Annotated in this window: 10 protein-coding genes; 9 read left to right on the plus strand and 1 reads right to left on the minus strand. The window is 64.1% G+C overall.

What is annotated here, in order from left to right:
* Positions 1-21 precede the first annotated feature (21 nt).
* From P6U27_RS12155 to P6U27_RS12195, 9 genes are all read left to right on the plus strand, one after another.
* The gene (locus P6U27_RS12155; RefSeq protein ID WP_407194112.1) at positions 22-1,011 is read left to right on the plus strand and encodes an SDR family NAD(P)-dependent oxidoreductase; all 990 of its coding nucleotides are present in this window, start codon (positions 22-24) and stop codon (positions 1,009-1,011) included.
* Positions 1,012-1,018: 7 nt separating this feature from the next.
* Complete coding sequence (locus tag P6U27_RS12160; protein ID WP_407194113.1) at positions 1,019-2,431, plus strand: mannose-1-phosphate guanylyltransferase/mannose-6-phosphate isomerase; 1,413 nt, start codon at positions 1,019-1,021, stop codon at positions 2,429-2,431.
* A gap of 183 nt (positions 2,432-2,614) precedes the next feature.
* A complete protein-coding gene (locus tag P6U27_RS12165; RefSeq protein ID WP_122402364.1) occupies positions 2,615-3,619 on the plus strand; it encodes a Gfo/Idh/MocA family protein in 1,005 nt (334 codons plus the stop codon).
* 36 nt (positions 3,620-3,655) lie between these two features.
* A complete protein-coding gene (locus P6U27_RS12170) occupies positions 3,656-4,807 on the plus strand; it encodes a DegT/DnrJ/EryC1/StrS family aminotransferase (RefSeq protein ID WP_407194114.1) in 1,152 nt (383 codons plus the stop codon).
* 113 nt (positions 4,808-4,920) lie between these two features.
* Entirely contained in the window at positions 4,921-6,447 is a 1,527-nt protein-coding gene (gene murJ / locus P6U27_RS12175; RefSeq protein WP_407194115.1) for a murein biosynthesis integral membrane protein MurJ, read from the plus strand.
* Between the two features lie 361 nt (positions 6,448-6,808).
* A complete protein-coding gene (locus tag P6U27_RS12180; RefSeq protein WP_407194116.1) occupies positions 6,809-7,084 on the plus strand; it encodes a hypothetical protein in 276 nt (91 codons plus the stop codon).
* 239 nt (positions 7,085-7,323) lie between these two features.
* Positions 7,324-9,633: a xanthine dehydrogenase family protein molybdopterin-binding subunit gene (locus tag P6U27_RS12185; RefSeq protein WP_122402368.1), complete on the plus strand. Its 2,310-nt coding sequence runs from the start codon at positions 7,324-7,326 to the stop codon at positions 9,631-9,633.
* 188 nt (positions 9,634-9,821) lie between these two features.
* Positions 9,822-10,268 (plus strand): cytochrome c, encoded by a 447-nt coding sequence (locus P6U27_RS12190; protein ID WP_122402369.1) that lies wholly within the window; start codon positions 9,822-9,824, stop codon positions 10,266-10,268.
* A 222-nt stretch (positions 10,269-10,490) separates the two neighbouring features.
* Positions 10,491-11,774, plus strand: coding sequence for a cystathionine gamma-synthase family protein (locus tag P6U27_RS12195; protein WP_122402370.1), 1,284 nt, complete (start codon positions 10,491-10,493; stop codon positions 11,772-11,774).
* Positions 11,775-11,849: 75 nt separating this feature from the next.
* Here the strand turns inward: P6U27_RS12195 and P6U27_RS12200 are convergent, their stop codons facing one another.
* Entirely contained in the window at positions 11,850-12,266 is a 417-nt protein-coding gene (locus P6U27_RS12200) for a CHRD domain-containing protein (protein ID WP_407194117.1), read from the minus strand.
* Between the last annotated feature and the right edge of the window lie 24 nt (positions 12,267-12,290).

A 12,290-nucleotide genomic window follows, 5' to 3' on the forward strand; every position in this document is an offset into this window, starting at 1 on the left:
GCACGGATCCTAGGGAACAGGATGACAGATCAGGCGATTTTGGTTACCGGCGCGGCCGGCTTCATCGGCTTTCATGTCGCCCGGCAGCTCCTGGGCGAAGGCCGCGCCGTCGTCGGGCTCGACAATCTCAACAGCTATTACGATCCGGCGCTGAAGAAAGCGCGCCTTGCGCTGCTCAGGGATGCACCCGGCTTCTCCTTCGTCGAGGCCGACCTCGCCGACCGCGAGACGATGGCGGCGCTGTTTGCGCAACATCGTTTTGCCAAAGTCGTGCATCTCGCGGCGCAAGCGGGTGTGCGCTACTCGATCGAGCAGCCGCAGACTTACGTCGATTCCAATCTCGTGGGCTTTCTCAACGTGCTGGAGGGCTGCCGCAACAACGACTGTCGTCATCTCGTCTACGCCTCGTCATCCTCCGTTTACGGAGCCAACACAAAACTGCCATTTGCGGTCGCGGACCGTACCGATCATCCCGTGAGCTTCTATGCAGCGACGAAGAAGGCGAACGAGGTGATGGCGCAGTCCTACAGCCATCTCTATCGCCTGCCGGTCACGGGGCTGCGCTTCTTTACCATTTACGGGCCGTGGGGCCGGCCCGACATGGCCATGTTTCTGTTCGTGAACGCCATCATGGCCGGCAAGCCCATCCGGCTCTTTAACCATGGAAGGATGCGCCGGGACTTCACCTATATCGATGATGTGACCCGGGTCGTATCCAAGCTGATCGATCTCGTGCCTGCGGACGATCCGGCTGCCGCAAATGCGCCGTTTAAGCTCTACAATGTCGGCAATCACCATCCGGAGGAACTGATGCACGTCGTCGGTCTTCTGGAGCGGGAGCTGGGCCGGACGGCGATCAAAGAATTGCTGCCGATGCAGCCGGGAGATGTGCTGGAAACGTTCGCGGATGTCGAGGATTTGATGCGCGACACCGGCTTTGCACCGTCAACGCCGATCGAGCATGGGGTCCATAATTTCGTCACCTGGTATCGGGACTACTTCAAGGTTTGAGATCACGATGGACAAACGCATAATCCCCCTGATCATGTGCGGCGGTGCCGGCACGCGGCTGTGGCCCGCTTCGCGCGAGGTGCGGCCCAAGCAATTCCTGCCGCTGTTCGGCACACGCTCGACCTTCCAGGACACGCTGCTGCGCGTGTCCGATCCCTCGCTGTTCGATCGTCCTGTTGTCATCACCAATGCGGCCTACCGCTTCATGGTGCTGGAGCAGCTCGCCGAGATCGGCATCGAGGCGGACGTGATCCTCGAGCCGATGCGGCGCGATTCCGGCCCCGCGATCGCCGCCGGCGCGGTGTTCGCGCAGAACCGCGCCAGTGAAGCGATCGTGCTCGCGCTCGCCGCCGACCACGTGGTGCAGGACAATGCCGCCTTCGTCGCGGCGTGCCGCGAAGGCCTCACGGCTGCGAGCGCCGGTCGCATCGTCACCTTCGGCGTCAAGCCGGAGCGGCCGGCGACCGAATACGGCTACATCAATCCGGGCGAGGCGATCTCCGGCGAGGTGCATGCGGTGGCGCGCTTCGTCGAGAAGCCGGACGCGGTGAAGGCATCCGATTACGTCAATTCCGGCTATCTCTGGAACAGCGGCAACTTCATGTTCCCGGCCGCTGTGCTGCTCGACGAATATCGCAGGGTCGATGCGGCAAGCGTCGAGGCCGTCACCGGCGCCGTCAACAATGCCGGCCGCGATCTTGGCTTCGTCACGCTCGAGCCCGAGGCGTTCGGCGCGGCGAAGGCGATCTCGATCGATTACGCGGTGATGGAGAAGACCTCGCGCGCCGCCGTGGTGCCGGTGTCGTGCGGCTGGTCCGACGTCGGCTCCTGGCATGCGGTGTGGGAGCTCTCGGAGAAGGACGCGCTGGGCAATGCGGCGCACGGCACCGCCGTGTTCGAGGACTCCCGCAACTGCAACGTCACGACGGATTCCGCGCTGGTCGCGCTCGAAGGCGTCGACGATCTCGTCGTGGTCGCGACCGCGGACGCGGTTCTGGTCTCGCGCCAGAAGGATGCCAACGGACTGAAGCGTCTGGTGACGAAGCTGAAGGCGGTCGCGCCGAAGGTGACCGAGGAGCATCTGAAGGTGCACCGGCCCTGGGGCAGCTATCAGTCCGTCGACAATGGCGAGCGCCACCAGGTCAAGCGCATCGTGGTGAAGCCGGGCGGACGGCTGTCGCTGCAGAAGCATCACCATCGCGCCGAGCATTGGATCGTGGTGCGCGGCACGGCCCAGGTCACCGTCGACGAAACCGTGAAGACGGTGCATGAGAACGAGTCGATCTACATCCCGATGGGCGCCGTCCACCGGATGGAGAATCCCGGCAAGATCCAGCTGGAACTGATCGAGGTCCAGACCGGCTCTTATCTCGGGGAAGACGACATCATCCGGATTGAAGACGACTATCAAAGGTCGTAACCAGCAAACTCCGAATCACGCGACCCGGGCCGAGAAGCGGTATCTTTTTCGGCTTAAGGCCCGGGGAACGTGTAACTTTTTGAATCAAATCGTGTCCCGGCCCGCGGGGGCGGCATTCGCCACAAATGTGGCGTCCGTGCTAGAAGCGGCCCGGGGATTTGGGTTGAATCGGGGTTTGCTCAGATGAGTTCCAAAGGGTCTGCACCGGTAAAGGCCGGCTTGCGCGTCGGCGTCATTGGTGCCGGTGTGATGGGCAGCAACCATGCGCGCGTGCTCAGCGGTCTTCCCGGCGTCAGCCTCGTCGGCGTCGTCGATCCCTCGCCGGCGCATCGCGCGCGGGCCACGGAACTTGCCAATTGCGCAAGCTTCGAGACGCTCGACCAGCTCTTCGCCGAGGGCGTCGATGCCGTCACCGTCGCGGCGCCGACCCATTTACATCACGAGGTCGCGCTCGCCTGCATCGCCAAGAACATCCACGTGCTGGTCGAGAAGCCGATCGCGTCGACGGTGGAGGAGGGGCGCGAGATCGTCGCCGCCGCGCAAAAAGCCGGCGTGACGCTGATGATCGGCCATGTCGAGCGTTTCAACCCGGCGGTCGCCGCCGTCAAGCAGGCGATCGCAGGCGAGGACATTCTCTCCATCGCGATCACCCGCGTCGGCCCGTTCCCGCCGCGGATGTCCAATGTCGGCGTCGTCATCGACCTTGCCGTGCACGACATCGACCTGATCCGCTGGTTCACCGAATCCGACATCGTCGAGGTGCAGCCGCAATTGTCGAGCGCGGTCGCCGAGCGCGAGGACATCGCGCTGTTGCAGTTCCGCACCGAGAGCGGCGTGCTTGCCCACATCAACACCAACTGGCTGACACCGTTCAAGGCGCGCAGCGTCACGGTCGCCACGCGCGACAAATACGTGATGGGCGATCTGCTCACGCGCCAGGTCACCGAGTGCTTCGGCTTCAAGCCGGATGGCAGCTACTCGATGCGGCACCTGCCGGTCGGCCATGATGAGCCGCTCCGCGCCGAGCTGCTCGCGTTCTTGAAGGCGGTGCGTAACGGCGAGACGCCGGCAGTGACCGGCGACGAAGGCGTCGCCAGCCTCGAGATCGCGACGCAGTGCCTGGAAACACCGTCGCGCCCCGCCGCCGCGGCGCCCGCCCGCAAGGCTCCGCGCCGCGTCGCCGGCTGATCTCTCTTCTCCATGTCGACCACTCAAGAAGACGTCATGAACCAGCATCTGCGTTCCGAACCCATTCCCTTCATCGACGTCGCCTCGCAGCGTCGCCGGCTCGGCGCCTCGCTCGATGCCGCCGTCAAGCGGGTGATGGACCACTGCCAGTTCGTCAATGGTCCCGAGGTTTTCGAGCTCGAGAAGCAGCTCGCGGCCTACTCAGGCGCCAAGCATGTCATCGGCTGCGCCAGCGGTACCGACGCGATCCTGATGGTGATGATGGCCAAGAATGTCGGACCCGGCGATGCCGTGCTGTGTCCGTCCTTCACCTTCATCGCGACCGCCTCGCCGGTGGCGCGGACCGGCGCGACACCTGTCTATGTCGATGTCGACGAAGCCACATTCAACATGAGCCCGGAGTCGCTCAAGCGCGGCATCGCGACCGCCCGGAAAGCCGGCCTCAAGCCGGTTGCGGTGATTCCGGTCGACCTGTTCGGCCAGCCCGCCGATCACGACGCCATTGCCGAGATCGCCAGCGCCGAAGGCCTGTTCGTGCTCGACGACGCCGCGCAAGGCTTTGGCGCGAGCTACAAGGGCCGCAAGCTCGGCACGCTGTCGCATGCCACCGCGACCAGCTTCTTCCCGGCCAAGCCGCTCGGCTGCTTCGGCGACGGCGGCGCCATCTTCACCGATGACGACGAGCTCGCAGCCAAGCTGCGCAGCATCCGCGTGCACGGGCAGGGCGTCGACAAATACGACAACGTCCGCCTTGGCCTGACCGGCCGGCTCGACACCATGCAGGCCGCTGTCCTGATCGAGAAGCTGAAGATCTTCGACGACGAGATCGCCGCCCGCAACCGGGTTGCGGAACGCTATGCGCGCGGCCTGTCCAACGTTGTCACCGTGCCGCGCCTTGCGCCCGGCAACACCTCGGTCTGGGCGCAGTACACGATCCGCCTGCCCAAAGGCACCGACCGCGACGGCTTTGCCGCCGCGCTGAAGACCCAGGGCGTGCCGACCGCGATCTATTACGGCAAGTCGATGCATCAGCAGACCGCCTACAAGCACTACCCGGTCGCCGAGGGCGGCCTGCCTGCTTGTGAGAGCCTGTCGCAGGACGTCATCAGCCTGCCGATGCACGCCTATTTGACCGAAGCCGACCAGGAGCGAATCATCGCCGCTGTCCGCGGCGCGCTCGCGGGCTGATTTCTTCACCTCTCCCTACGGGTGAGGTGATCAGCCCCGAGCAGCCGTCTTTTTTGATCACATCGGACTTCAAAGCCTTATCGGCTGCCCGATAAGCCTCTAGAAGAGTCCGCATGCTCGGACGCATCTTCACGGTCGGTGGTTACACGCTGCTCTCGCGGCTGACGGGATTTGCCCGCGACATCATGCTCGCGGCGATCCTCGGCGCCGGTCCGGTGGCCGACGCCTTCTTCGTGGCGCTGCGGCTGCCCAATCATTTCCGCGCGATCTTCGCCGAGGGCGCCTTCAACGCCGCCTGGGTGCCGGCCTATGCCCATGTCCATGGCGAGAGGGGCGAGGCGGCGGCACACTTGTTCGCCGACCGCATCTTCACGCTGCTCTTGGCCTCGCAGGTGGTGCTGCTGATTCTCGCCTGGCTGTTCATGCCGCAGGCCATGAGCATTTTGGCGCCCGGCTTCAGTGAGGATGCCGAGCAGCGTAAGCTCGCGATCGAGCTGACCCGGATCACCTTTCCCTATCTCCTGTTGATCACGTTGGTCACGCTCTATGGCGGCATGCTCAACGTGATGCAGCGCTTTGCCAGCGCCGCGGCGGCCTCGATCTTCCTCAATGTCGCGATGATGACGACGCTGGCGGTTGCCGTCTGGTTTCCAACCGCGGGCCATGCCGCCGCATGGGGAGTCCTGATCTCCGGCTTCCTGCAATATTTCCTGCTCGCCGGCGATCTCGCGCGGCATGGCGGCCTGCCGCGCTTTGCGCCCTTGAAACTCGACGAAGACGTGCGCGGCTTTTTCAAAGCGCTGGGACCTGCGACGCTGGGCTCGATGGGCACGCAGGTCGCGCTGTTCGCCGACACCATCATCGCGACCTTCCTGCCCGCCGGCGCGCTGTCGGCGCTCTATTATGCCGACCGACTCAATCAGCTGCCGATCGGTGTCATCGGCATCGCCATCGGCACGGTGCTGCTGCCGGAAATGTCGCGGCGCATCACCGCCAACGACCATGATGGCGCGATGAAGGCGCAGCGCCGCGCTTTCGATTTCACGCTGCTGTTCTCGGTGCCGTTCGTCGCGGCCTTCATCACCGTGCCCGACGCGATCATGCGCGCGCTGTTCGCCCGCGGCGCGTTCTCCAAGGCCGATGCCGCGGCCGCCGGCGCCACGCTCGCGGCCTATGCCATCGGCCTGATCCCCTTCGTGCTGATCCGCAGTGCGGTCGCGACCTTCTATGCCCGCAAGGACACCGCAACGCCGGTCCGCGCCTCGCTTACGGGCATTGTCGTCAACGTCGCGCTGAAGGTCGCCTTGATGGGATCGCTGGCCCAGATTGGCCTCGCGCTGGCAACCGCCGTCGGCGTCTGGACCAATCTCTTGCTGGTGCTGTTCTTCGCCGTGCGGCGCGGCTTTCTCGTTCTGGACCGCGCCTGGCTGATGTCGCTCGGCAAATTCCTGCTGACCGGAATCATTCTCGCCGCCGCGTTCTGGCTGATCGCACGCTTCAGCGGTTCTTGGCTGGGCACGATGCCCTTCCGGGACGAAGTGACGCTGCTCCTGCTCGCCGTCGGCGGCACGATCGTCTATGCGCTCGCGATGCTCGCTCTGTTCGGCCGCAGCTGGCTGGTCTCGCTGGTGCGCGGCTAAAGCATGATCCGGAAAAGTGCGAAGCGGTTTTCCGGAAAGATCATGCATAAACAACAAGCTAAAGCGCGATGACGATTCATCCAAATCTCATCGCGCTTTAGGCGAGCAGGGTGCTCGCCTCCAGGATGCAGTCGACCTCCGCACATCTCTTGATTTTGTGCGATTGTCGTGCTAACAGCGCCCCATGATTAAATGCTCGCGCAAAGTCAACTTCAACCACATGACCCGCTTCGGCTGGGCCGTGGAAGGAGTCGTGCGCTAGGAATTCGACGACGACATCTTTTCCACCAGGCCCCGCCGGCATCGGACGGGGCCTTTTTCGTGGCCACGCTCCTTGCCGGCTCAACAGCAGGAGCATCCGATGCCACCACAATTGACGAACAGCGCAAGCGAGCCGGAGGTCGATGCCGCGCGGCTTCGCCTCGACTTCTCCATCGTCTTGAGCCTGCTCGATCGCTACTGGCGCGCCTTTCAGGAGCGGCGCCAGAGCCCACGAGTCAACTTGCACGATCTGAGTGACAGGGCGCTGATGGATATCGGCTTGACGCGAGCCGAGATCGACTACTTCACGTCTGCAAGGGCTCTCGACAGGCTGAGAGATCGCGCGATGGATCCGTGGAGGCGCGGTGGCATGTAACTTGTCAGGAGGCCTGGTGGGCTGCGTCTTCGTTGCTGATCCTTCGAGAGGCCCGCTTTTGGCGGGCTCCTCAAGTATGGAGGTGAGGTCCTGCTTCGCGGTGCAATCTAGACGCCGTGGTGACGGGTGCGCGGTGCTTTCCCGGCCTGCCACCAGTGTGCCCGCCTAAACCTGTTTGCCTTGCCACTTTTTCCACGGCAATATGGCTCGCAAAACAACCATGAGAACGGGAAAAGACAATGGCGGCTCCCATCAAGTTCGGCGTTGGCCAAAGCGTGCTGCGCAAGGAGGATGACGCGCTCATCCGCGGCAAGGGCCGCTATACCGACGATTACGCGCCGCAGGCCGCGCTGCGCTGCCTGGTGCTGCGCTCACCGCATGCGCATGCCAAATACACGATCGACGTGAGCCGCGCCCGCGGCCTGCCCGGCGTCGCGCTGATCCTGACTGCCGACGACGTCAAGGACCTCGGCAATCTGCCCTGCCTGTTCAATCTCGAGACCGATCCGTTCACCGGCCCGCCTTACCCGATCCTCGCCAAGGACGAGGTGCGCCACGTCGGCGATGCCATCGCCTTCGTGGTCGCCGAGACCATCGACCAGGCCCGGGATGCGATCGAGGCGATCGAGGTCAAATGGAGCCCGCTGCCGGCGGTGACCGGCGTCGTCAACGCCGTGAAGAAGGGCGCGCCGCAGGTCTGGCCGGACAAGCCAGGCAACGTGCTGTTCGACGTCTCGATCGGTGATAAGGCGGCGACGGAAGCTGCCTTTGCCAAGGCACATGCGGTCGCCGAAATCTCGATCGTCAATCCGCGCGTGGTCGCGAGCTTCATGGAGACGCGCGCGGCGGTGTGCGAATACGACGCCAAGCGCGACCATCTGACGCTGACGGTCGGCAGCCAGGGCAGCCATCGCCTGCGCGACATCCTGTGCCAGAACGTGCTCAACATCCCCACCGACAAGATGCGGGTGATCTGCCCCGACGTCGGCGGCGGCTTCGGCACGAAGCTGTTTCCCTACCGGGAATACGCTTTGATGGCGGTGGCCGCGCGAAAACTGAAGAAGGCGGTGAAATGGGCGGCCGATCGCTCCGAGCATTTCATGGGCGATGCGCAGGGCCGCGACAACGTCACCACCGCAAAGATGGCGCTGGCCGAGGACGGTAAATTCCTCGCGATGGATTGCGACCTGATGGGCGACATGGGCGCGTATCTCTCGACCTTCGGGCCTTACATCCCGCATGGCGGCGCCGGCATGCTGCCGGGCCTCTACGACATCCAGGCCTTCCATTGCCGGGTGCGCACCATCTTCACCCACAGCGTTCCGGTGGACGCCTATCGTGGCGCCGGGCGGCCCGAGGCGGCCTATGTGATCGAGCGTCTCGTCGATGCCTGCGCGCGAAAACTCGATATGACGCCGGACGCCATCCGCCGCAAGAATTTCATCCCGCCCAAGGCGCTGCCGTACAAGACGGCCACGGGCAAGGTCTATGATTCCGGCGACTTCGCCGCGCATCTGAAGCGCGCGATGGAGATCGCCGAGTGGAAGGAGTTTCCCAAGCGTGCCAAGGCGGCCAAGAAGCAGGGGCTGATCCGCGGCATTGGGCTCGCAAGCTATGTCGAGATCTGCGGCGTGATGGGTGAGGAGACGGCCAATGTCCGGCTCGATCCCAATGGCGATGTCACCGTCCTGATCGGCACGCAATCGAGCGGGCAGGGCCATCAGACCGCCTATGCGCAGATCGTCGCGGAGCAGTTCGGTCTGCCGCCGGAGCGCGTGCATATCCACCAGGGTGACACCAATGAGATCGCGACGGGCCTCGGCACCGGTGGCTCGGCCTCGATTCCCACCGGTGGCGTCTGCGTGGAGCGCGCTGCGGGCGATCTCGGCAAGAAGCTGAAGGAGCTTGCAGCGCAGGCGCTGGAAGCGAGCGCCGGCGACCTCGAGATCACCGACGGCGTGATCCGGATCGCCGGCACCGACCGCTCGATCTCCTTCGCCGATCTCGCCAAGCGCCCCGGCGCCGATCCGGCGAAGCTGAACGGCAGCGCGACCTTCGCCAGCGCCGACGGCACCTATCCCAACGGCACGCATCTGGCGGAGGTCGAGATCGATCCGGCCACCGGCATCATCAGAATCGTCAACTACGTGATCGTCGACGATTTCGGCAAGACGCTCAATCCGCTGCTGCTGGCGGGGCAGGTGCATGGCGGCGCCATGCAAGGCATCGGCCAGGCGCTGATGGAGCAAGTGGTGTATGGCGCCGCCGACGGCCAGCTCATCACCGCCACCTACATGGACTACGCGCTGCCGCGCGCGGCGGACGGGCCGGCCTTCGTGTTCGAGACCCACAACGTCCCCTGCAAGACCAATCCGATGGGCGTGAAGGGGGCCGGCGAGGCCGGCGCGATCGGCTCCTGTCCGGCCGTCGTCAACGCCATCGTCGACGCGCTCTGGCGCGAATACAAGATCGACCATATCGACATGCCGGCAACGCCGGAGCGGGTGTGGATCGCGATCAACGAGCATCACCGCCGCCATAGCCTGTGATTCCCCCAAGCAAACGCGGAACGCGTTTTGCGGGGCAAACGCAGAACGCGTTTGCGGGGACATCATCCTCAACGATCATGCAGAGCGCGACGATCTGTCGTCGCGTTCTGGATGGAATGAAATCTGCCAATCGGTGTTGGCCATCGAAGGGTCGGCACGATCCTGCATCATGAAAAGGGGTTTTGCGAATGAAGCGAGTGTTGGTTGTCGGGGGCGCGCTGCTGCTCGGTATGGGGGCGGTTTGGGCGGACCCGGATTCCATCAAGGAGGTCCAGACCCTGATGAAGGGCAATGGCAAGAACGCCGGCGCGATGTCGGCGATGGTCAAGGGCGAGAAGCCCTACGACCAGGCCACGGTGAACAGCGCGCTGGCGCAGTTCGAGGATACCGCCAGGAAGCTGCCGAACCTGTTTCCGGCCAGCGCCAAGGGCGTGAAGCTCGACGGTGACTACTCGACCTCGCCGAAGATCTGGGAGGACAAGGCCGGCTTCGATGCGAAGATCGCGAGCTTCGGCAAGATCGTCGGCGAAGCCAAGAGCAAGATCAAGGATCTCGACTCGCTCAAAGCGAATCTGCCCGCGATCGGCAAGGAATGCGGCGGCTGCCACGAAACCTATCGCGTGAAGAACGGCTGACGGCGAGACTCGTCGTCATCCGAACTACCGGAATCGAAGGGCGGTTGCGCAAGCAACCGCCTTTTTCCGTTCGCAAGGTCTGACGGATCGCGGTCCGAACAGCTATCTTTGAGTCAATGGCCGCGGCGTTGGTGCGAGTCGGCGCATCTCTTCCCGACTGCCTCATGAGATCAGGAGGTTCCAACCGCGGCGAGCACCTGCATCAAGACAGCGAGACAGGCCATGGCAAAACCCTTCCCGTCCAAGACCCATATCGGCAACCATATGCTGCATCCGGAAACGCTGATGCTGACCTATGGCTATGATCCACAATTGTCGGAAGGCGCCATCAAGCCGCCGGTGTTCCTGACCTCCACCTTCGTGTTCAGGACGGCCGAGGACGGGCAGGACTTCTTCGATTACGTCGCCGGCCGGCGCGAGCCGCCGGAAGGCATGGGCGCAGGCCTCGTCTATTCGCGCTTCAATCATCCCAACAGCGAAATCGTCGAGGACAGGCTGGCGATCTACGAGCGCACCGAAAGTTGTGCGCTGTTCTCATCCGGCATGGCGGCCATCGCAACCACGATCCTGGCCTTTGTTCGCCCCGGCGACGTGATTCTGCATTCCCAGCCGCTCTATGGCGGGACGGAAACCCTGCTGACGAACACGCTTGCGCGTCTGTCGATCGGCGCCGTCGGCTTTGCCGACGGTATCGACGAGACGGCAGTCAAGCAGGCGTCGGAGCAGGCCATGGGCAAGGGACGGGTTTCGATGATCCTGATCGAGACGCCCGCCAATCCGACCAACGGCCTGGTCGACATCGCGATGATCCGCCGTGTTGCCGACGCGATCGGAAAGGCGCAGGGACACACACCGATCATCGCCTGCGACAACACGCTGCTCGGACCGGTGTTTCAGCGGCCGATCGAGCACGGTGCGGACCTCTCGCTGTATTCGCTGACCAAATATGTCGGTGGTCATTCCGATCTGATCGCGGGGGCCGCGCTCGGCTCGAAGGCTGTCATGAAGGGCATCAAGGCGCTGCGGGGCGCGATCGGCACTCAGCTCGATCCGCATTCCTGCTGGATGATCAACCGTTCGCTCGAGACGCTGAGCCTGCGCATGGAGAAGGCCAACGACAATGCGCGCCTCGTGGCGGACTTCTTGCGCGGTCATCCCAAGGTCGCCAAGGTCCACTATCTCGGTCATCTCGAGGAAGCGTCACCGGCCGGGCGCGCGTTTGCGAGGCAGTGTTTCGGTGCCGGATCCACGTTCTCGTTCGACATCGCCGGCGGCAAGGAGGCGGCGGTCAGATTCCTCAACGCGCTGCAGATCCTCAAGCTTGCAGTGAGCCTCGGCGGAACGGAATCGCTCGCGAGCCTGCCCGCAACCATGACCCATTCCGGCGTTCCAGCCGACATCCGCCGCAAAATCGGCGTCCTCGATTCCACGATCCGGCTGTCGATCGGCATCGAGAACCCGTCGGACCTGATCGCCGATCTCACGCAGGCGCTGAACGCGGCTTGAGCGCCTCCGGAATCGAAAAGGCCGGGCGCGCCCTCCGTCGCACCCGGCCTTTCCATGACGAAGCAGCCTTGACGCTTACTTCGTCACCTGACCGCGGATCTCGCCGCCCGGGTTCGCCGCGGTGTGGATGTTGATGTAGTACTTGCCGCCGAGCAGATCGGCGGCCTGCGCGTCCGTGAGCGTCGCTTCGCCCTTGACCGGGCTCGAGGCCGCATTCGGGATGGCAACCGCCACGCCGGCGTTCTTGCCGGCTTCGGCAGGCCCATGGAAGTGCGCGGCGGTGGCGGGGCCGGAGAGGCCGGAATAAGTCACGGTCCAGGACAGCTTCTTGCTGGCGGCATCATAGTTCAGATCGGCCGTTCCGGTGCCGCTGGTTGTCGTTGCGGGCACCTCGGACTTGCCGTCGAGCGTTGCTTTCAGCTTTTCGGCACAGGCCGGCCCGGCAAAAGCGACGGCACCGAGCGCGAACACGGCGATGACGGTCTTGTTCATGGCATTCTCCCTGTTGAACCCGTT

This window comes from Bradyrhizobium sp. STM 3566, from assembly GCF_045571445.1.
GTDB lineage: Bacteria > Pseudomonadota > Alphaproteobacteria > Rhizobiales > Xanthobacteraceae > Bradyrhizobium > Bradyrhizobium vignae.